The organism is Ensifer sp. ENS02, from assembly GCF_014851885.1.
GTDB classification, from domain to species: domain Bacteria; phylum Pseudomonadota; class Alphaproteobacteria; order Rhizobiales; family Rhizobiaceae; genus Ensifer; species Ensifer adhaerens.
The window spans coordinates 361,057-380,186 of sequence record NZ_JACVAO010000007.1 but is presented as its reverse complement, the minus strand read 5'-3'; the positions used below and the strand labels follow the sequence as shown (position 1 = coordinate 380,186).

Annotated in this window: 20 protein-coding genes; 8 read left to right on the top strand and 12 right to left on the bottom strand. The window is 61.3% G+C overall.

Annotated elements, in window-relative coordinates:
- The first annotated feature begins 29 nt into the window (after positions 1 to 29).
- Together IB262_RS17440 and IB262_RS17435 are read left to right on the top strand one after the other, a co-directional pair.
- On the top strand, positions 30 to 908 hold the full coding sequence (locus IB262_RS17440; RefSeq protein ID WP_034801634.1) for a GntR family transcriptional regulator: 879 nt from the start codon (positions 30 to 32) through the stop codon (positions 906 to 908).
- Between the two features lie 20 nt (positions 909 to 928).
- Positions 929 to 2,017 (top strand): mannitol dehydrogenase family protein, encoded by a 1,089-nt coding sequence (locus tag IB262_RS17435; RefSeq protein ID WP_112977257.1) that lies wholly within the window; start codon positions 929 to 931, stop codon positions 2,015 to 2,017.
- Here IB262_RS17435 and hpaI read toward each other — a convergent pair.
- Positions 2,011 to 2,817: a 4-hydroxy-2-oxoheptanedioate aldolase gene (gene hpaI / locus IB262_RS17430; RefSeq protein WP_060608968.1), complete on the bottom strand. Its 807-nt coding sequence runs from the start codon at positions 2,815 to 2,817 to the stop codon at positions 2,011 to 2,013. The two genes, IB262_RS17435 and hpaI, sit on opposite strands and share 7 nt — an antisense overlap.
- A gap of 127 nt (positions 2,818 to 2,944) precedes the next feature.
- Positions 2,945 to 4,399: an NADP-dependent succinate-semialdehyde dehydrogenase gene (gabD, locus tag IB262_RS17425; protein ID WP_112977256.1), complete on the bottom strand. Its 1,455-nt coding sequence runs from the start codon at positions 4,397 to 4,399 to the stop codon at positions 2,945 to 2,947.
- 246 nt (positions 4,400 to 4,645) lie between these two features.
- Here gabD and IB262_RS17420 point away from each other — a divergent pair, with 246 nt between their 5' ends.
- Entirely contained in the window at positions 4,646 to 5,242 is a 597-nt protein-coding gene (locus IB262_RS17420; RefSeq protein ID WP_112977255.1) for a nitroreductase family protein, read from the top strand.
- Between the two features lie 64 nt (positions 5,243 to 5,306).
- On the opposite strand, the gene gyrB is transcribed toward IB262_RS17420, so the two are convergent.
- The 5 genes from gyrB to IB262_RS17395 form a co-directional block, all read right to left on the bottom strand.
- Positions 5,307 to 7,742 (bottom strand): DNA topoisomerase (ATP-hydrolyzing) subunit B, encoded by a 2,436-nt coding sequence (gene gyrB / locus IB262_RS17415; RefSeq protein WP_112977254.1) that lies wholly within the window; start codon positions 7,740 to 7,742, stop codon positions 5,307 to 5,309.
- Positions 7,743 to 7,877: 135 nt separating this feature from the next.
- Positions 7,878 to 8,255, bottom strand: a complete 378-nt coding sequence (locus IB262_RS17410) for a helix-turn-helix domain-containing protein (protein WP_112977253.1) — start codon at positions 8,253 to 8,255, stop codon at positions 7,878 to 7,880.
- Positions 8,252 to 8,821, bottom strand: coding sequence for a Smr/MutS family protein (locus IB262_RS17405; protein ID WP_060583750.1), 570 nt, complete (start codon positions 8,819 to 8,821; stop codon positions 8,252 to 8,254). Before IB262_RS17405 ends, IB262_RS17410 begins: the two co-directional genes overlap by 4 nt.
- Positions 8,814 to 9,917: a murein transglycosylase A gene (locus IB262_RS17400; protein WP_060583749.1), complete on the bottom strand. Its 1,104-nt coding sequence runs from the start codon at positions 9,915 to 9,917 to the stop codon at positions 8,814 to 8,816. Before IB262_RS17400 ends, IB262_RS17405 begins: the two co-directional genes overlap by 8 nt.
- Before the next feature lie 15 nt (positions 9,918 to 9,932).
- Positions 9,933 to 10,637, bottom strand: a complete 705-nt coding sequence (locus IB262_RS17395) for a Tim44/TimA family putative adaptor protein (RefSeq protein WP_034800130.1) — start codon at positions 10,635 to 10,637, stop codon at positions 9,933 to 9,935.
- Positions 10,638 to 10,767: 130 nt separating this feature from the next.
- Here IB262_RS17395 and IB262_RS17390 point away from each other — a divergent pair, with 130 nt between their 5' ends.
- Positions 10,768 to 11,265: an FxsA family protein gene (locus IB262_RS17390; protein WP_034800132.1), complete on the top strand. Its 498-nt coding sequence runs from the start codon at positions 10,768 to 10,770 to the stop codon at positions 11,263 to 11,265.
- 181 nt (positions 11,266 to 11,446) lie between these two features.
- Complete coding sequence (gene secB, locus IB262_RS17385; protein WP_060521526.1) at positions 11,447 to 11,944, top strand: protein-export chaperone SecB; 498 nt, start codon at positions 11,447 to 11,449, stop codon at positions 11,942 to 11,944.
- Positions 11,945 to 12,006: 62 nt separating this feature from the next.
- Here secB and dnaQ read toward each other — a convergent pair whose 3' ends face one another.
- Genes dnaQ through IB262_RS17360 form a run of 5 tightly spaced genes read right to left on the bottom strand, consistent with a single transcriptional unit; the run spans position 12,007 to position 15,609 of the window.
- Positions 12,007 to 12,711, bottom strand: coding sequence for a DNA polymerase III subunit epsilon (gene dnaQ, locus IB262_RS17380; protein WP_060521525.1), 705 nt, complete (start codon positions 12,709 to 12,711; stop codon positions 12,007 to 12,009).
- Positions 12,704 to 13,306, bottom strand: a complete 603-nt coding sequence (gene coaE, locus IB262_RS17375; RefSeq protein WP_090295168.1) for a dephospho-CoA kinase — start codon at positions 13,304 to 13,306, stop codon at positions 12,704 to 12,706. Before coaE ends, dnaQ begins: the two co-directional genes overlap by 8 nt.
- Positions 13,307 to 14,164, bottom strand: a complete 858-nt coding sequence (locus IB262_RS17370; protein ID WP_112977252.1) for a shikimate dehydrogenase — start codon at positions 14,162 to 14,164, stop codon at positions 13,307 to 13,309.
- Positions 14,157 to 14,756, bottom strand: coding sequence for a Maf-like protein (locus tag IB262_RS17365; RefSeq protein WP_112977278.1), 600 nt, complete (start codon positions 14,754 to 14,756; stop codon positions 14,157 to 14,159). The genes IB262_RS17370 and IB262_RS17365 overlap by 8 nt, the downstream gene beginning before the upstream one ends.
- Before the next feature lie 31 nt (positions 14,757 to 14,787).
- Positions 14,788 to 15,609 carry a pyruvate, water dikinase regulatory protein gene (locus tag IB262_RS17360; RefSeq protein WP_034800138.1) on the bottom strand — a complete coding sequence of 274 codons (822 nt, stop codon included), beginning with the start codon at positions 15,607 to 15,609 and terminating at the stop codon, positions 14,788 to 14,790.
- A 407-nt stretch (positions 15,610 to 16,016) separates the two neighbouring features.
- On the opposite strand from IB262_RS17360, the gene hemE reads away from it, so the two are divergent.
- The 3 genes from hemE (at position 16,017) to rho (ending at position 19,047) form a co-directional block, all read left to right on the top strand.
- The gene (hemE, locus tag IB262_RS17355; RefSeq protein ID WP_192493717.1) at positions 16,017 to 17,048 is read left to right on the top strand and encodes a uroporphyrinogen decarboxylase; all 1,032 of its coding nucleotides are present in this window, start codon (positions 16,017 to 16,019) and stop codon (positions 17,046 to 17,048) included.
- A complete protein-coding gene (gene hemJ / locus IB262_RS17350) occupies positions 17,045 to 17,587 on the top strand; it encodes a protoporphyrinogen oxidase HemJ (protein ID WP_089044253.1) in 543 nt (180 codons plus the stop codon). Before hemE ends, hemJ begins: the two co-directional genes overlap by 4 nt.
- 194 nt (positions 17,588 to 17,781) lie before the next feature.
- On the top strand, positions 17,782 to 19,047 hold the full coding sequence (gene rho / locus IB262_RS17345; RefSeq protein ID WP_089044254.1) for a transcription termination factor Rho: 1,266 nt from the start codon (positions 17,782 to 17,784) through the stop codon (positions 19,045 to 19,047).
- Positions 19,048 to 19,130 lie beyond the last annotated feature (83 nt).

Sequence of the window (19,130 nt, the reverse complement as noted above, 5' to 3'; positions counted from 1 at the left end):
GAAAACTTCGAACGATCCGGACGTCGCCCATGGCAAAGCAGAACACCGTCTTCAAGGATGCCTATAACCGCTGCCTGAAGTTGCTGGCGGACACATCCTCGCTGCCCTCCGAGCCAGAACTCGGACAGATGCTCGGCGTCAGCCGGACGACGGTGCGCGCGATCCTCAGCCGCTTCGAGGAACTGCAGCTGATTGCCTGGGACAAGCGCAAAAAGAGCGTGCTGCGACAACCCCGGCCCGACGATTATTTTCCGACGGAAGAGACGGATTCACTCGCCGAGATCATCGAGCGCAGCTTCATGCGCCGGATTCTCGCCGGCGGCGCCGAGCCGGGCATGCAGATCAACGAGTTGGAACTGGCGCGCGACATTGGAACCGGCACGACCAGCGTGCGTGAATTCCTGATCCGCTTCAGCCGCTTCGGCCTGATCGAGAAGCGGCCGAACAGCCATTGGATCCTCAAGGGTTTCACTCGCGAATTCGCGCTGGAACTAACGGAAGTGCGCGAGATGTTCGAACTGCGCTCGGCCGCGCGCTTTGTCTCTTTGCCCGACAACCATCCGGCGTGGGATGAGCTTCGGGAGATCGAGGCTCTGCACCGGGACATCCTCGCCGACATCGACAATCGCTACCGGGAGTTCTCCGAGCTCGACGAGCAGTTTCACCTGCTGGTACACAAGGCATCGAGCAACCGGTTCATCGTCGATTTCTACGACATCATTGCGATCGTCTTCCACTATCACTACCAGTGGAACAAGACGAATGCCCGCCAGCGCAACGCCCGCGCGCTCGAAGAACACCTCGCCTATATCGAAGCACTGCGTTCGCACGACCCGGCCAAGGCGGAACAGGCCTGCCGGCGACACCTTCAGTCCGCTCGCGAAACCCTTCTCCAATCCATTCCATAGCCAGCTATCGGAGCCTATGCATGCCGACGCCGATCGTGCAATTCGGGACGAGCCGTTTCCTTCAGGCGCATGCCGACCTCTTCATCAGCGAAGCGTTGACGAAGGGGGAAGCGCCCGGTCCGATCACGATCGTGCAAACGACAGGGTCGAGCGAACGGTCTGGACGCCTTGCAGCCCTTGCCCGGCCGGAAGGCTTTCCTGTCATCATCCGTGGCATCCAGGAAGGCGAGACGATCAACGCGACGCAGCGAGTGACAAGCGTGGCGCGCGCGCTTTCGACCGCCCAAAACTGGAGCGAGATCCGGGCGATTGTCGCCGAGGAAGCCGAAATCCTGATCTCCAACACCGGCGACACGGGTTACCAGGTCGGCGACAACGACGTGATAACCGACATTCCGCTTTCCTTTCCGGGTAAGCTGCTCCTGCTCTTGAAGGCGCGTTTCGACGCGGCCCAACGCCCGCTGACGATTCTTCCTTGCGAGCTCGTGTCGCGCAACGGCGACGTGTTGAAGGCGCTGATGCTGCGGCTCGCGGTGGAGCGGATGGGAAACAGCGCCTTTATCGACTGGCTGGACAAGGATGTCGTCTGGGCCAACACGCTGGTCGACCGCATCGTCTCCGAGCCGCTCGAGCCTGCCGGTGCAATTGCCGAACCTTATGCGCTCTGGGCGATCGAAAACCAGTCCGGCCTGCGGCTCCCTTGCATCCATCCGTGCGTGAAGCTCGTGGCTGACCTGACGCCTTACGAGAAGCTGAAGCTTCACATTCTCAATCTCGGCCACACGGTGCTCGCCGAGCTCTGGCTTAGGCAAGGTCGCGACCAGAACGAGACCGTTCGGAAAATCCTGGCCGACCCCGGCATTGCCGCGCACTTGGACAAAATCTACCAATCCGAAGTGATCCCCGCCTTTGCCGCAAAAGGCCTGGAGAGCGAAGCGGCAGACTATGTGACCGCGACGCTGGAACGCTTCAGAAACCCGTTCCTCAACCACCGCCTAGGCGATATCGCCAATCATCATCGCGAAAAGATCGAACGGCGGATCGTCGATTTGCGGCGCTGGAGCCCCGGCGTAGCCATGCCTGAGCTCCAGGCAATTTGCGATCAGTAGCCGGATTCCTGCTTTTTCGGAACCGACGTCGCCTCGCCGAGAAACTCCTGGCGTAATGCCGTCGTCGCGCGCACGAGCGAGGTGACATCCGTGCCGATCGCCATGAAATCGGCGCCCATCTCGCGATAGTCTCGCGCCTGTTCGAGATCGAGCGTCATGATGCCCCGCGCCTTGCCGGCCTTCTTGATGCGCTCGAACGCGTCGGCGATCGCCGCGCGCACCTCCGGATGACCCGGCTTGCCGAGGTAACCCATGTCGGCCGCCAGATCGGAGGGACCAATGAACAGGCCGTCGACGCCATCGAGCGCGGCAATCTCGTCGATGGCGGCAAGACCTGCGCGGCTCTCGATCTGCAGGATCAGGCAGATTTCGTCGCCGGCGGTCTGAAGATAGTCGCCGATGCGGCCGAACTCCGAGGCCCGCCCGAGGGCGGCGCCGACGCCGCGAATACCATGGGGCGGATAGCGGGTGGCGCGCACCAACTGCTGCGCCTGCGCCAGGCTCTCGACCATCGGGATCAGGAGGGTCTGCACGCCGGTATCGAGGATCTGCTTGATCAGCACGGTATCGCCCACCGGCAAGCGAACCATCGGGTGGCTCGCCGATGCGGAGACGGCACGAAACTGTGCGGACAGCAGCGGGATATCGTTCGGCGCATGTTCGCCGTCGATGAGCAGCCAGTCATAGCCGCTGCCGGACACCACTTCGGCCGCATAGGGGCTGGCTAGCGCCACCCAGAGCCCAAGCTGGAAGCGGTTTTCGCGCAGGGCTGCTTTGAAAGGGTTCTTCGGTGCCGGCATGGGTCGTCTCCTCCTGCTATGCGACGGGACGAGCGATGCCTCAATCCCCCAATCACGAGATTTCTACCGGCAAAGAAAAAAACCGGCCAGAACTTTCCGGCCGGTTTTTCAGATTGGGCACCGTATCTTACGCAACGCCGCCGAGGCAGACGTATTTGATCTCGGTGAACTCCTCGATGCCGTAGCGCGAGCCCTCGCGGCCGAGGCCTGAAAGCTTGACGCCGCCGAACGGCGCTTCCGCCGTCGAGATCAGCCCGGTGTTGACGCCGACCATGCCGTATTCCAGCGCTTCGGCGACCCGGAACACCCGCGCCAGGTCCTTGGCGTAGAAATAGGAGGCAAGGCCGAATTCGGTGTCGTTTGCCTGCTCGACCACATCCGCCTCGTCGGTGAAGCGGAAGAGCGGCGCGACCGGCCCGAAGGTTTCCTCACGCGCAACCGCCATCTCCTGGGTGACGTCGGCCAGAACCGTCGCCTCATAGAAGGTGCCGCCGAGCGTGTGACGCTTGCCGCCCTGGATCACCCGCGCACCCTTCGACGTCGCATCGGCGATATGCTCCTCGACCTTTTCCAGCGCCGCCTTGTCGATCAGCGGGCCAAGGATCACGCCTTCGTCGAGACCGTTGCCGATCTTCAGCTTGGCGACCGCCTTGGCGAGCTTGTCGGAGAAGGCATCATAGACCTTGTCCTGCACATAGATGCGGTTGGCGCACACGCAGGTCTGGCCGTTGTTGCGGAACTTGGCGATCAGCGCGCCTTCGACCGCGGCATCGAGATCGGCATCGTCGAAGACGATGAACGGCGCATTGCCGCCGAGTTCCAGCCCGAGCTTCTTGATGGTGGCAGCACTCTGGCGATAGAGCTCGGCGCCCACCTCCGTCGAGCCGGTGAAGGTGAGCTTGCGCACGACCGGGTTCGAGGTCATCTCGGCGCCGATCTCACGGGCAGAACCGGTGATGACGCTGAAGAGGCCCTTCGGCAGGCCGGCACGCTCGGCCAGAATGGCAATGGCGATCGCCGAGAACGGCGTCTGGGCAGCCGGCTTCAACACCATGGCGCAGCCGGCGGCAAAGGCCGGGCCGGCCTTGCGGGTGATCATCGCATTGGGGAAGTTCCAGGGCGTGATCGCCGCAACGACGCCGATCGGCTGCTTCATGACCAGGATGCGCTTGTCGGGCTGATGGCCGGGGATCAGGTCGCCATAGATGCGGCGCGCCTCTTCGGCAAACCACTCGACGAAGCTTGCACCGTAGACAATCTCGCCGGTCGCCTCAGTGAGCGGCTTGCCCTGCTCCAGCGTCAGGATGCGGCCGAGATCGTCCTTGTTCTCGATCATCAGCTCGAACCACTTGCGCAGCACGCCGGCGCGGTCCTTGGCCGTGCGCGCTGCCCAGGTCTTCTGGGCGATGCGCGCGGCCTCGATCGCAGCCCTGGTTTCCTTGGCGCCGAGCTTCGGCACCCGGCCGATGATCTCGCCCGTCGCCGGGTTGTTCACCTCGATCGCGTTCGCCGCGTCCGCCTCGATCCACGCGCCGCCAACGAGGGCTGCCTGGCGAAACAATGATGGGTCTTTAAACGACATGATCCGTCCTCTCTCAAATCCTACAGAACTTATACAACTTTTTTCTTGGAAACGGCAATGACCTCAAATCGCCGTTTCTGCAATTTCCTGAAGCGCACAAGGCGCGCGGGCGCTCACGTTTCCATGCATCCAACCCGTTTCTTCGCCATCCGTCCTCATGTAGCGTTCGAAACGAATCAAACCATGGGCCGCCAGTCGGTCCAGCGGCGTTCCCAGGTTCACGCGACACCGAGAAGAGGCTTGTCCATGACGGCGACCGACAACAGAAAAGCTGACCATCCGATCGATGCCATGTTCATCGAGCGCTGGTCGCCCCGCGCCTTCACCAATGAGGAAATCGACGAAAAAACCCTGCTTTCCTTCTTCGAAGCGGCGCGTTGGGCGCCGTCTGCCAGCAACCGGCAACCCTGGCGCTTCGTCTATGCGCGCCGCGGCACAGATCGCTTCCCGGTGCTGCTCGACACGCTCGACGAGGGAAACCAGCGCTGGGCGAAGAACGCGGCAGCACTTCTGATCGTGATTTCAAGAACGCATAATGCAGCGCAGAACGGCGAGATGCGGCACGCCTATACCCACGCCTTCGACACTGGGGCGGCCTGGTACAGCCTCGCTTTGCAGGCCTCGCTCGCGGGCTGGCACACCCATGGCATGGCCGGTATCGATCGCGACAAGGCGATGCACGCCCTGAATGTTCCCGAGCACTACCGGGTCGAAGCCGCCGTTGCGATCGGCCGGCTTGCCGATTCCTCGACCTTGCCGGACGATCTGCGCGCACGCGAAATCCCGAGCCAACGCAAGCCGGTCGGCGAATTCGCCTTCGAGGGGCAGTTCAAGGGCGAATGAAGCACCAACAAAAAATCCCGGCTCTGAGGCCGGGATTTTCTTTATGTCTCCGCATGGGCCTCGATCAGATGTCGAGGTTTGCGACGCTCAGCGCATTTTCCTGAATGAACTCGCGACGCGGCTCGACCTCGTCTCCCATCAGACGCGAGAACAGGCCATCCGCGTCGGTGGCGTCGGTAACCCGGACCTGCAGCAGCGAGCGGACGTTCGGATCGAGCGTCGTTTCCCAGAGCTGCTCGGCGTTCATCTCACCCAGACCCTTGTAGCGCTGCATCGACAGGCCCTTGCGGCCAGCGGCAAAGATCGCGTCGAGAAGCGCACGCGGGCCGCTGACCTCCTGCGCGCCGTCACGGCGACGCAATACCGGCGGTGCCGAGTAGATCTCTTTCAACTTTGACGCCAGTTGGTCGATATAGCGGGCATCGGACGAACCGATAAGCGCCATGTCGAGTACGGCGAATTCTTTGACGCCGCGAACCATGCGTTCGAACCGCAACCCGCCTTCGCTGGTAACTGTGCCGGTCCAGCCGCGCTCGGTTTCCTCGGCGATCACGTCGAGACGACGTGCGATCTCCGCGGCGGTCTTTTCGTACTCGTCGCGCTGGCCGTTGAGCTCGACGTTCAGCGCGCCGGCGATGGCCGCCTGCTCGACAATCGCCCGATTATAGCGCGAGTGAAGCCCGTTCATGAGGTTACGCAAGCGCAGGGCATCGGTGATCACCTCGCGCAGGTCCTGCCCGGCGCGGACTTCGCCCGATTCAAGCTGCAGCGTCGCTTCCTCGAGACCCATCGAGATCAGGTAGTCTTCGAGCGCCTGCTCGTTCTTGAGATACTGCGCCGACTTGCCGCGCGTCACCTTATAGAGCGGCGGCTGGGCGATATAGATGTGGCCGCGCTCGATCAGTTCCGGCATCTGCCGGAAGAAGAAAGTGAGCAGCAGGGTGCGGATGTGGGCGCCGTCGACGTCGGCGTCCGTCATGATGATGATCTTGTGGTAACGCAGCTTGTCGGCGTTGAACTCGTCCTTGCCGATCGACGTGCCGAGCGCGGTGATCAGCGTACCGATTTCCTGGCTCGACAGCATCTTGTCGAAGCGCGCACGCTCGACGTTGAGGATCTTGCCGCGCAGCGGCAGGATCGCCTGGTTTTCGCGCGACCGGCCCTGCTTGGCCGAACCACCCGCCGAGTCCCCTTCCACCAGGAAGACTTCGGACTTTGCCGGGTCACGCTCGGAGCAGTCCGCCAGCTTGCCCGGCAGCGACGAGATGTCGAGCGCGCCCTTGCGGCGCGTCAGTTCGCGCGCCTTGCGGGCAGCTTCGCGGGCGGCAGCGGCTTCGACCACCTTGCCGACGAGGATCTTGGCTTCGGTCGGATGTTCTTCGAACCAGGTGCTGAGCGCCTCGTTGACGAGGCTTTCGACCACCGGTCGCACTTCCGACGACACCAGCTTGTCTTTGGTCTGCGACGAGAATTTCGGATCGGGAACCTTGACCGAAAGTACGGCCGTCAGGCCTTCGCGGCAGTCCTCGCCCTGGAGCGTGACCTTTTCTCTCTTTGTAATGCCGGACGTATCGGCATAGGACGTGACCTGCCGGGTCAACGCGCCACGGAAGCCCGCCATATGCGTGCCGCCGTCGCGCTGCGGGATGTTGTTGGTGAAGCAGAGCACGTTTTCGTGATAGCTGTCGTTCCACCACATCGCCACTTCGACGGTGATGCCGTCCTTCTCGCCGCGGATCGATACCGGCTTGTGCACCAGCGGCTTCTTCGCGCGGTCGAGATAGGCGACGTAGGCCTCAAGACCGCCCTCGTACATCATCTCGTCCTTGCGGATGTCCGAATGGCGCTTGTCGGTGAGGATGATATGAACGCCTGAATTCAGGAACGCGAGTTCGCGCAAGCGGTGCTCGAGCGTGTTGTAGTCGAACTCGGTCTTGGTGAAGGTCTCGCTGCTCGGCAGGAACGTCACCTCGGTCCCGGTCTCATCGCCGGCGTCGCCGGTAACGGCGAGAGAGCCGTCAGCGACACCGTGGGTGAAGCTCATCTCGTGAATCTTGCCTGCGCGCCGGATCTTCAGCTTGAGCGAAACCGAAAGCGCATTGACCACCGACACGCCGACGCCGTGCAGGCCGCCCGAAACCTTGTAGGAGTTCTGGTCGAACTTACCGCCGGCGTGCAGCTGGGTCATGATGACCTCGGCCGCCGAGACGCCCTCTTCCTTATGGATGTCAGTCGGGATGCCGCGACCGTTGTCGGTTACCGTCACCGAGCCGTCCGGATTGAGCGACACCGTCACGATGTCGGCATGGCCCGCAAGCGCTTCGTCGATCGCGTTGTCCACCACCTCGTACACCATGTGGTGCAGACCGGAGCCGTCGTCGGTGTCGCCGATATACATGCCCGGCCGCTTGCGTACGGCATCCAGGCCCTTCAGCACCTTGATGGAATCGGCACCATATTCGGCGCTGGCGCCGGTTTCGGTCTCAGGATTGTCGGTCATTCAGCTACGGGTCTTTCCAGGTTCTTCGGACATGGTGATTCGTTGCGAATCACGTCTCGGACGCCTCTTGGACTATAGAAAATTTGTCCAGGGTTCCAAATCCCGGACCGCCGCGCGGCGGCCGGAAACAAGCATTCATCCCCTGTCATTATCAGGAAATGTGGCTTTTTCCAAAACATCTTGCAGCTTGCGGATCGTCTCCGGAGACAAAGCGCGAATTTGTTCGCTCAATCGGTTGGCAAAGGCCGTGTGCTCCGGCGTCAGACCCGACGTGTCGAGCACCGTTTTTGGCGAGGAGACGTTGGCAATGCGGAACAGATCCTCCGCCTCGTCCCAGATCACGTTGAAGTAACCGGTGACGCGCTGGAGGAAGTCGAAGCTCGGCGCACCGCGCTTTCCATGCTCGAGCGCCGAGAGATAAGCGGCCGAGACGCCGATCGCCTTTGCCATCTCCTTCTGCGACACGCCCTTGCGGCGCCTGAGGGCGCGCAGAGCCTGGCCGAAGGGCGTCATAGCGCGCTGCCTCTCACCCGCGCCAGGCGGACGTAGAGCGCGCCGTCGCCGCCATGGTTACGGGCGGCCGGCTCATAGGACGAAATCAGCGGCCGGAATTCGGGAAGCGAGAACCAGAGTGGCACCGCCCGCTTCAAGGCGCCGTCGCTGCCGAACGAGGTGCCCTTGCCGGTAATGACGAGCACATGTCGCAGCCCCCGCTCGTGCGCCCGCAGCAGAAACTGCAGAAGAAGTCCGTGCGCTTCGCTCTGGATCATGCCGTGCAGGTCGATCCGGCCCTCAAGCACCAGGTGCCCCTTTGCCAGCTTACGCTTGACCGGCCGCTCCAGTGGATGATGCACTTTTTCGCCGAGCTTCTTCGTCAGCGCTATGCCCGGCTGCTCGAGAGCTGTTGCCGGCTGGTGCGGCCGCTGCTTGCCCTTCGCCTCTTCCGGAGGTTTTGCCTGTTCGTCTTCGGCCAGAATCTCCATCAGGTCGGCGAGTCGACCGGCCATCGGTCTCGCCGAACGGGCAACCTTGCCCCAGAGAATGCGATCCTCGGCCGAGAGTTTCTTGTCCTTAGCCATGGCCGTAACGGGCCGCGGCCGCCTTGGGAACGAAGACGTAAAAGTCGGCTGCGTTGCGAACCGCTCCGGCCCGCTCACCGGCCTCGAAACCGGATCCGGTAAAGATATCGCCGCGAGCCGGGCCAACGATCGCCGAGCCGGTATCGAGCGCCAGCATCAGACGCTGGAAAGGTTTTCCGTCATCGAGCCGCGTCAGGCTCTCGCTCGCGATAAAGAAAGGAACGCCAAAGGTGTGGATCAGCCGATCAACTGCCAATGACCGGTTCGGTTCGAGCGAGACCTTGGCGGCGGCAATCGGCCCCAGCCGCTCGTCCTCGACTTCTGCCTCGCGGAAGAAGATGAATGACCGGTTGTGCCAGAGAACCTCATCGACCTCTTCGGGATGCGCTTCCAGCCAGTCGCGAATACTCATCATCGAAACGGTGGCGGCATCGATCTTGCCGCGCTCGATCAGCAATTTGCCAACGGCTGAGAAATAGTGCCCGGTCTTGGCCGAATAAGTGACGCGGCGGCGCGAACCATCCGGGAAGCGGAGTCGTGCGGCACCCTGGACATGAACGAAGAAGACCTCGACCTTGGACTTCGCATAGGCGATCTCCAGGCCGCGGCCGGCCAGATGGCCCTGCTCTATCGCTTGCCTGTCCGGATACTCGCTGATCCGGCCACCCTCGGAGAGACCGAAGGCGAAATAGGGATCCATCCCCTCCGGCCGGTTGCCATCGTGAACATCGACCAGATCGTCCGGTCGGCGGTAGAGCGGATAACGATAGGTCTCGTCCGCTTCGGTGCGGACATCGATCTCGGGCTCGTAAAAGGCCGTGACAAAACCGGAACCCGTTTCGGGCACGATCCGGAAGGGGACGAAATGCGCTTCGAAAAACGCCCGTGCGTTCTCTCCGCTACCAACCTGCTGCCGCGAGGCGGAGAAGGCCGGCAAAAGATCGTCGACTGAAATCCCGAGAGAACCCGCGCGATAGGGTTTGACCGTCGAGACATGCTGGTGACAGCGACGCATCGCCTCGATCACCGCGATCGGATCATCATGTTGCCAGCCCGGAAGCTCGGCGAAACGGGCTGGCTCAAGTCGATAGGACATGGGTACCGCGTCCGCTCAGTTTTCGGATTCGGTGGCGATCAGCTTCCAGTTCGGATCCCGCGAACGAATGTCGCGCGCGAAGGTCCAGAGATCGTTGACCTCCGCAACCGACTCGGCGTCGCCGTCAATCAGGCCGCCCTGCTTGTCATAGGTCGCCGAAATCAGCTGGCTGACGATGCGAACGGTGATGTTCTCTTCGCTGTCCTTCACTTCGGCGTGAATGATATCTGCCTTGTCGATGCCGACGAAGGTGGACTTGACGACTTCGCCCTTGCGCTCGCGATCGGTGATCGCCGCGTCGAAGCCTTCATAGACCTCGCGGGACAGCAGATTCTTCAGCGTCTTTCGGTCGCCATCCGCGAAAGCCATGACGATCATCTCGTAGGCCATCTTGGCGCCGTTGACGAATTCCTTGGGATCGAAACCCTGATCCGCGTCGCTCAGCGCCCGCAGCTGGGTGTTGAGCGTCGTTCCGGTCTTGGCGAAAGCGTCGATCATTTCGTAGCGGTTTGCTTCTTCGTCCGCATTCTCGCGGCGCGGCAGCTGCACGACCTTGCCCTTGTCGCCGTTTTCCGGCCCCTGGCTCATGTCGCGTGGCGAATACGGATCGAACGGCGGCCGCTCGCTCCCGGTCCGGCGGCCCAAGACGCTGCGCAGTTGGAGGAAAATGACCACCGCGGCGATCAGGAAAAAAAACGTGATGAAGTCAAAAGAGCCCATTTCCACCCGGAACCGCTGTTAGAATTTCTCGTGGCTATTCCATATAGTCCGCAAGGATAGATCATTCAAATGGCGATGTCGCACCCTTAGACGGGGATGTGACACCAGGTTTCATTTTCGGGCAGCATCGATGCGTTCATTTCTTATCCCCCTTGCCATCCTAGGGCTTCCGCTGGCCGAGATCGCCGGTTTCGTTGTCGTTGGCCGAGAGATCGGCCTTCTGATGACGTTGCTTCTGGTTCTTGCCAGTGCATTTGTCGGCGTTATCCTGCTGAGAGTCCAGGGATTTACCGTCATTCGCCGGATGCAGGACGCCACGCGCAACGGTAGCGACCCGGGCCGGGAGGTGCTTGGCGGCGCATTGCTGTTCGTCGCCGCGATCCTGCTGGTGGTGCCGGGCTTCGTCAGCGACGTGATCGGCCTCCTGCTGTTTCTGCCTTTCGTGCGTAATGCGGTTGCCGGTTTCCTGCGCAAGCGAATGACGATCGTGACCGCGGCATCCGGTGCCGGCTGGACACGGCCGCACGAACCGCGCCCCTCGCCGCGCGTCATCGATCTCGATGAGGGCGAATTCTCGCGAACGGACGACGAGGATCCGCCACAGGTCGGCGATCGCCGCCAGCCCTAGCCAAGAGGCCACGGTGACAGAATGCGCGAACGGCACTCTATCGCCCATATTCCGGAGCATGCTTTCAGCTTTCCGCTTGGAGCAGAAACCCAGCGCCCGCTGGAAAGCGCCGGGCCCGCAGGGTTGTAAGCCCTAGGCCGAAATGCTAGATGGCCTCACCTATTTTTGTCGAGGAACCCTTATGACGACTGATACCGCATCCAACGGCAACGGCAGCGCGCAGCAGAGCCCGACGCTGAACATCCTCGCCCAGTATATCAAGGACCTTTCCTTCGAAAACCCGGGCGCGCCGCGTTCGCTGCAGGCCCGTGACAAGGCGCCGTCGATCAATATCAACGTCAACGTCAATGCCAACCCGCTCGCAGAGAACGATTTCGACGTCGTGCTCTCGCTGAACGCAGAAGCCAAGGACGGCGACCGCGTCCTGTTCAACGTCGAGCTCGCCTATGGCGGCGTCTTCCGCGTTGCCGGTTTCCCGCAGGAGCACATGCTGCCGCTGCTCTTCATCGAGTGCCCGCGCCTGCTGTTCCCGTTCGCCCGTCAGATCGTTGCCGACGCAACCCGCAACGGCGGCTTCCCGCCGCTGATGATCGACCCGATCGATTTCGCGCAGATGTTCGCTCAGCGCATGGCCGAAGAGAAGGTCCGCGCCCAGGTTTCGAACGAAACCGCAAACTGATCGAATTTCAGATTGCTGAAACGAAAAGCCCGGCCAATGTGCCGGGCTTTTTCGTATCTGCCTTAGTCCTGGGGGTCATATTTTGCCCAGATCGCCTTGGCGCCGATCTTCGCGATCAACGCCGCGTGGGCGGCGAGGTCCGCCTCCGAGAGCCGGTTCGGCAAGGGACGCGGCCGCTGGCCGATAAGGATCGGCGCGTCGTCGAGTTCGATTGCCTGATCGGTCGATCTGCTGGACACAAGGCCGAGTGCTGCCTGACGGCCGCCGATCATCTCGATGTAGACTTCCGCCAGCAGTTCGGAGTCGAGAAGCGCGCCGTGCTTGGCGCGGTGCGAGTTGTCGATACCGTAGCGACGGCAAAGCGCGTCCAGCGAGTTCGGCCCCATCGGGTGTTTGCGGCGGGCAAGCGCCAGCGTGTCGGTCACCCGCTCGATGGCGATCGGCGGCATGCCCAGACGCGCAAACTCGGCGTTGATGAAGCCCATGTCGAAGGTGGCGTTGTGCGCGACCCAGCGCGCGTCGCCGAAGAACTCGAGGATCTGGTCGACCACATCGGCAAATGGCGGCTTGTCCTTCAGGGATTCGTCGGTGATCCCGTGGATGGCGAGCGCATCCGGGTGAACCTTGCGGTTGCCGGGATTGATGTAGATGTGCAGCGTGCGGCCGGTCGGAAATTGGTTCTCGAGCTCGACACCGCCGATTTCGATCACTCGGTCCTCGCGATTGTCGAGGCCTGTCGTTTCCGTATCGAAGATGATCTCACGCATCCGCGTCTCCGTTGCTGGCTGCGAGTTGGTCGACGACGGCCTTCACCTGGCCCCGGGTGACGTCGAAACTGTCGCTGGTATCGATGATGTAGTCGGCGCGTTTACGCTTTTCGCTGTCCGGCACCTGACGCGCAAGGATCATCGCAAGTTTTTCCTCGGTCATTCCTGGGCGCTTCAGCGCCCTTTGGCGCTGCAGCTCGGCCGAACAGGTCACGACGACGACGCGATCGACCCGCTTGTCCGCACCCGTTTCAAACAGGAGAGGAATGTCGAGGACGACGAAGGGCGCGCTGGCGGCCTGGTTTTCCGCGAGGAACTCCTGCTCCTTGCCGCGCACCAGCGGATGGACGATCGCCTCAAGCTCGCGCAGCCGTTCCGGCGCCTGCATGAGCTGGCGCGAGAGTTCGGTGCGATCGACTTTTCCATCTTTCGTGCTTCCGGGAAACGCCCCTTCCACCGGCGCCACCGCCTCGCCGCTATAGAGCTGATGCACGACCTCGTCGGCATCGTTCACCGGCACGCCGAAGTCGCGAAACATCTGGGCGGTCGTCGACTTGCCCATGGCGATCGATCCGGTGAGCCCAAGGATAATCATTCAGTGCCTGTCCATGTCGTCGATAATCAATTGTCGAAGGTCGGCGTCCACCGTCGGCCGACAGCCGAACCAGAGTTCGAAGCCGGGCACCGCCTGGTGCAGAAGCATGCCCAAACCGTCGACGATCGCAAAGCCCTGCACCTCTGCCTGCGCCAGAATCGGCGTCTTCAACGGAACATAGACAATATCCGTGACGACTGCGCTCGAAGCCATAACGCCGAAGTCGATCGCCGGTGCTTTGCTGCCGTCCATGCCGAGCGAGGTGGTATTGATGAACAGGCCTGCGCCGGTCATCACGTCCTTGAGTGCGCCCATCGGATGGGCTTCCACCGCCGGACCGAACCGGTCGGCAAGTTCCTGCGCCCGTTCGACGGTGCGATTGACGACATGGATCGTCTTGATGCCGCGATCACGAACAGCCTGGATGATCGCCCGGCTTGCGCCGCCGGCGCCGAGAATGACTGCCGTCGACGTCCGGTCCCAGCCGGCCGCCCGCTCGTCGAGGTTGGCAACAAAGCCGCGGCCGTCGGTATTGGTGGCATGCACCTTTCCGTCCTGAACCGACAGCGTGTTGGCGGCGCCGAGTTCCTGGCTGAGCTCATCCGGCTGATCCACCAGCCGACAGGCCACTTCCTTGTGGGGGATGGTCACATTGCCACCGCAGAAACCGGATGTCCCGTCCTTGAGGCTGGCAATGAAGGCGGCGAATTCTTCCGGCTTGACCTCGTGCGCTCGATAGCTGCCGGGCAGACCGAGCTGTTTCAGCCAATAGCCATGGATCAACGGCGACCGGGAATGCTTGATCGGATAGCCGGTGACGAAGGCGTGGTTAACAAATGTTTCACGTGAATCACGCATCGATCGTTCCCAGTTCACGGAGTTTGGCAAGCAGCGGCAGCATCGGGAGACCGAGGATGGTGAAGTAGTCGCCCTCGATCTTTTCGAAGAGCTGGATGCCCTCGCCTTCCAGCTGGTAGGCGCCGACGCTCGAAAGCGCCTTTTCGCCGACACGCTCTAGATGACGCTCGACGAAATCTGCCGTCAGCGGGCGCACGGTCATGTGGGAAGTAGACACATGGCGCCAGATGACGTCTTCGCCACGCAAAAGGACGACAGCACTGTTCAGGCGGTGCGTCTGGCCGGAGAGCGAAAGCAGATGTGCGGCGGCTTCCGCCATGGTCTTCGGCTTGTGGTAGACCCGCGACCCCAATGACATTGTCTGATCGGAACCGATCACCAGCGCGTTTGCGAAATACCTGGCGACATCGCGTGCCTTTGCTTCCGCCAGTTCGAGCGCAACGGTTTCGGGCGCAGCGCCCTTATCCTCAAGCGGCTTTTCCAGCGCGCGCTCGTCGATCTCGGCTGCCTTCGCTTCAAAGACCAGGCCGGCATTCTCCAGGAGCGCCCGGCGAAACGGGCTGGCCGAAGCCAGGACGAGCGAAGATGTCATCATTCAAGTTCCCGAATTGTTCGAATCCGCTCTAACGCAGACGTGGACGCAGGGCAACGATTGCCGCTGCCGTTTCCTCTATCGAACGGCGGGTGACATCGATGACGGGCCAATTGTTGCGCGCACAGAGCGACCGGGCATATTTCAGTTCCTCGGTGATCGAGGCCTTGTCGGTGTACTCATCGCCGTGAAAGCCTTGCGTCGTTCCGAGCACCCGGTGCTGGCGCACTTGCGAGATACGGTCGGCCGTCGCGATCAACCCGACGACGAGCGGCTTCGTCGCTTCCATCAATCTTTCAGGCAACGGTACGCCGGGGACGATCGGGATGTTCGCTGTCTTGATGCCGCGGTTGGCGAGATAGATGCTGGTCGGCGTCTTCGACGTCCGGCTGATGCCAATGAGGACGACATCCGCGTCGTCGAAATCGGCCGGCAGCTGACCGTCGTCATGGTCCATGGTGAAATTGAGCGCGTCGATGCGCGCGAAATATTCCGCATCCATCACATGCTGAGCACCGGATCTCCGCCGCGACGGGGATCCCAGATAGGACTGAAAGAGGTCGATGATGGGATCCAGCACGGAGACGCAAGGGACGCCCATCTCGCGGCAACGGCGATCGATGATATCGGCGAGTTCGCGGTCGACGATTGTATAGAGAACGATGCCCGGTGCGCCGTCGATCGCGTCGAGAACCTGCAGCAGCTGTTTGCGGTTCCGGATCAGCGGATAGACGTGCTCGAGCGCATGCGAGCTTTGAAATTGGGCCGCGGCGGCGCGCCCGGCAGCAATCAGAGTCTCGCCCGTTGAGTCCGAAATCAGGTGAAGGTGGAAGTAGTTTTTCTTGTTCTCCACGCAATTCTCCTGGTGCTGTTGATAAGCCGGGATGAAACACAGCTAACGACGGGGCCTGGATCCAGGCAAGTGGAAAACAGCCGAGTTATTCACAATTGGGGCTGCGGCGGACATTGTTTCGCGGCGGATGTGGACAAGACTCACGGCGCGGACAAAGTGTCACGCATATCAACCGCTTTTCCACAGGCGCGTCAAAAATCGAACGCGACTTAAATGACTGATTCAAAATGCCTTTCTGAGATTGACCACGCTGTTTTTCCAGAGATCGAACTCATTCTCCCTTCGCTGGGCGTCGTGATCGCCGGTCGTGGACAAGTCAGTGCGTTGTTTTAATCCTTGATACCCACCGACTCTAAGAAATAGAAACCTTCTAAATATCTTTGATTTTAAATTGGGAGAGATGATCCGTGACCGAAACACGCAGAAAGGTTCTGGAGGTTTTGGCAGGGAAGACGGTGTCACCTCCTCCGATCTGGCTCATGCGCCAGGCGGGACGGTACCTGCCCGAGTACAGGGCAACGCGCGCCGTAGCCGGAAGCTTCCTCGATCTTTGCTACACGCCCGATCTCGCAGTCGAGGTCACGTTGCAGCCGATCCGTCGCTACGCTTTCGATGCCGCCATTCTCTTCTCCGACATCCTGGTCATTCCCGATGCGCTGAAACGCAACGTGCGCTTCGAGGAAGGCCATGGGCCACGGATGGATCCGATCAATGATGATGGTATCCGTCTCCTGAAGCCTGAGGGCATCGCTGAACACCTCCAGCCGGTCTTTGAGACGGTTTCGCGGTTGCGCGCAGAGCTTCCCTTGGAAACGACGCTGCTCGGCTTCTGTGGCGCTCCCTGGACGGTTGCGACCTATATGATCGCCGGCCAGGGGACGCCGGACCAGGCCCCTGCCCGTCTCTTCGCGTATCGCAATCCCGAAGCCTTTGATCATCTGCTCGGCTTTCTGGCGGATGTATCGGCTGAATATCTCGTGCGACAGATCGATGCCGGCGCCGATGCGGTGCAGATCTTCGATTCCTGGGCAGGTGTTCTCGGTGAGGAGGAATTCACCCGCTACGCCGTCAAACCGGTGCAGCGGATCATCGCCTCCGTTCGGGCGCAGCGGCCGCAGGCAAGGATCATCGCCTTTGCGAAGGGCGCAGGGCAGCTGTTGAACGGATATCGGCAGGCGACCGGTGCTGACGCGATCGGTCTCGACTGGACCGTTCCGCTTTCCTTTGCGAAGGATCTGCAGAAGGAAGGGCCGATACAGGGCAATCTCGATCCGATGCGGGTCGTTGCCGGCGGCGTGGCGCTTGAGGAAGGCATTGACCGCATTCTCGACGCACTCGGTCACGGCCCGCTGATCTTCAATCTCGGCCATGGCATAACGCCGCAGGCCGATCCCGATCATGTCTCGGCGCTGGTTGCCCGGGTTCGTGGAGCGCGATGATGGCGGAGAAGCAGACCGACCGGGCGCCGGGCAACAGGGCGCGGCTCAGGGCAGCGATCGCGCTTGGTGCGTTCGTGGCGCTTCTCGTCGGTCTGTTCGTCTGGCGCCCGGATGATCTCTATCTCTGGATCAAGGCGCTGCATGTTATCGCCGTGATGTCCTGGATGGCGGCGTTGCTCTACATGCCCAGGCTGTTCATCTACCACACGGATGCGGAACCCGGCTCCGCCCAGTCGGAAACCTTCAAGATGATGGAGTTGCGGCTCCTGAAAGTCATCATGAACCCGGCCATGATGATTTCCTGGGTGCTCGGGCTTTATCTGGCCTGGAGCGTTTATGGCTTCCAGGGTGGCTGGTTGCATGCCAAGCTTCTGTTCGTGGTCCTGCTGACCGGTGTCCACATGCGTTTCAGCCGTGCTGTGCGCGCCTTTCAGCGCGACGAGAACAGGCACGATGCGCGCTATTGGCGGTTGATGAACGAGGCGCCTACCCTCTTGATGATCCTCATCGTCATCATGGTCGTCGTGAAGCCATTCTGAATTTAATCGATTTGCGGCCTGTCATAGGCGTTTCTAATTTGCGACAGCCCCTTGCAGGGTTTCACGTGAATCGCTATTTTCTGCCATCTCCTCTTCATGGCTTGTGACAAAGACAAGAGCCTGCCCCTTCCTGCTGCAGCTCCCTAACGAATACTCGCCATCTCCCCACTACCCATACCAAACATGGATCCTTCATGGCTGAAATGAAGCTACAAGAACTCAAGAACAAGACGCCGACCGATCTGCTCGCTTTCGCCGAGGAGCTCGAGGTGGAGAACGCCAGCACGATGCGCAAGCAGGAGCTGATGTTCGCAATCCTCAAGATGCTCGCGGCTCAGGATATCGAGATCATCGGTGAAGGCGTCGTTGAAGTGCTCCAGGACGGCTTCGGCTTTCTGCGCTCGGCGAATGCAAACTACCTCCCCGGTCCGGACGATATCTACATCTCGCCCTCCCAGATCCGCCGCTTCTCGCTGAAGACCGGCGACACGGTCGAGGGTCCGATCCGCGGACCGAAGGAAGGCGAGCGCTACTTCGCCCTCCTCAAGGTCAACACCATCAACTTCGACGATCCGGAAAAGATCCGTCACAAGGTTCACTTCGACAACCTGACGCCGCTTTACCCGAACGAGCGCTTCAAGATGGAACTCGACGTTCCGACCTCGAAGGATCTGTCGGCCCGGGTCATCGACCTGGTTGCGCCGCTCGGCAAAGGCCAGCGCGGCCTCATCGTCGCTCCGCCGCGCACCGGTAAGACTGTTCTCCTGCAGAACATCGCCCATTCGATCACCGCGAACCATCCGGAATGCTACCTGATCGTTCTCCTGATCGACGAACGTCCCGAAGAAGTGACGGACATGCAGCGCTCGGTGAAGGGCGAAGTCGTGTCCTCGACCTTCGACGAGCCGGCGACCCGCCACGTACAGGTCGCCGAGATGGTGATCGAAAAGGCCAAGCGCCTCGTGGAACACGGCCGTGACGTCGTTATCCTGCTTGACTCGATCACCCGCCTCGGCCGCGCCTACAACACCGTTGTTCCGTCATCGGGCAAGGTCTTGACCGGTGGTGTCGACGCCAATGCTCTGCAGCGCCCGAAGCGCTTCTTCGGTGCCGCCCGTAACATCGAAGAAGGCGGCTCGTTGACGATCATCGCGACGGCGCTGATCGACACCGGCAGCCGCATGGACGAAGTGATCTTCGAAGAGTTCAAGGGCACAGGCAACTCGGAAATCGTGCTCGACCGCAAGGTCGCCGACAAGCGCATCTTCCCGGCGATGGACATTCTCAAGTCCGGTACGCGTAAGGAAGACCTGCTCGTTCCGCGCCAGGATCTGCAAAAGATCTTCGTGCTGCGCCGTATTCTGGCGCCGATGGGCACGACCGACGCAATCGAGTTCCTCATCGACAAGCTCAAGCAGACGAAGAACAACGGCGATTTCTTCGACTCGATGAACACCTAAGACGCGTTCATCATCCGACTTCGGGACCGGTCGACCACGCGTCGGCCGGTTTTCTCGTTTCAAAACCTTAGCCGGATTCTCCG

What these genes read in the sequence shown, in the direction of transcription:
- IB262_RS17440 (WP_034801634.1), top strand. Translation starts at nt 30, where the DNA reads ATGGCAAAGCAGAACACCGTCTTCAAGGATGCCTATAACCGCTGCCTG.
- IB262_RS17435 (WP_112977257.1), top strand. Translation starts at nt 929, where the DNA reads ATGCCGACGCCGATCGTGCAATTCGGGACGAGCCGTTTCCTTCAGGCG.
- hpaI (WP_060608968.1), bottom strand. Translation starts at nt 2,817, where the DNA reads ATGCCGGCACCGAAGAACCCTTTCAAAGCAGCCCTGCGCGAAAACCGC.
- gabD (WP_112977256.1), bottom strand. Translation starts at nt 4,399, where the DNA reads ATGTCGTTTAAAGACCCATCATTGTTTCGCCAGGCAGCCCTCGTTGGC.
- IB262_RS17420 (WP_112977255.1), top strand. Translation starts at nt 4,646, where the DNA reads ATGACGGCGACCGACAACAGAAAAGCTGACCATCCGATCGATGCCATG.
- gyrB (WP_112977254.1), bottom strand. Translation starts at nt 7,742, where the DNA reads ATGACCGACAATCCTGAGACCGAAACCGGCGCCAGCGCCGAATATGGT.
- IB262_RS17410 (WP_112977253.1), bottom strand. Translation starts at nt 8,255, where the DNA reads ATGACGCCCTTCGGCCAGGCTCTGCGCGCCCTCAGGCGCCGCAAGGGC.
- IB262_RS17405 (WP_060583750.1), bottom strand. Translation starts at nt 8,821, where the DNA reads ATGGCTAAGGACAAGAAACTCTCGGCCGAGGATCGCATTCTCTGGGGC.
- IB262_RS17400 (WP_060583749.1), bottom strand. Translation starts at nt 9,917, where the DNA reads ATGTCCTATCGACTTGAGCCAGCCCGTTTCGCCGAGCTTCCGGGCTGG.
- IB262_RS17395 (WP_034800130.1), bottom strand. Translation starts at nt 10,637, where the DNA reads ATGGGCTCTTTTGACTTCATCACGTTTTTTTTCCTGATCGCCGCGGTG.
- IB262_RS17390 (WP_034800132.1), top strand. Translation starts at nt 10,768, where the DNA reads ATGCGTTCATTTCTTATCCCCCTTGCCATCCTAGGGCTTCCGCTGGCC.
- secB (WP_060521526.1), top strand. Translation starts at nt 11,447, where the DNA reads ATGACGACTGATACCGCATCCAACGGCAACGGCAGCGCGCAGCAGAGC.
- dnaQ (WP_060521525.1), bottom strand. Translation starts at nt 12,711, where the DNA reads ATGCGTGAGATCATCTTCGATACGGAAACGACAGGCCTCGACAATCGC.
- coaE (WP_090295168.1), bottom strand. Translation starts at nt 13,306, where the DNA reads ATGATTATCCTTGGGCTCACCGGATCGATCGCCATGGGCAAGTCGACG.
- IB262_RS17370 (WP_112977252.1), bottom strand. Translation starts at nt 14,164, where the DNA reads ATGCGTGATTCACGTGAAACATTTGTTAACCACGCCTTCGTCACCGGC.
- IB262_RS17365 (WP_112977278.1), bottom strand. Translation starts at nt 14,756, where the DNA reads ATGACATCTTCGCTCGTCCTGGCTTCGGCCAGCCCGTTTCGCCGGGCG.
- hemJ (WP_089044253.1), top strand. Translation starts at nt 17,045, where the DNA reads ATGATGGCGGAGAAGCAGACCGACCGGGCGCCGGGCAACAGGGCGCGG.
- rho (WP_089044254.1), top strand. Translation starts at nt 17,782, where the DNA reads ATGGCTGAAATGAAGCTACAAGAACTCAAGAACAAGACGCCGACCGAT.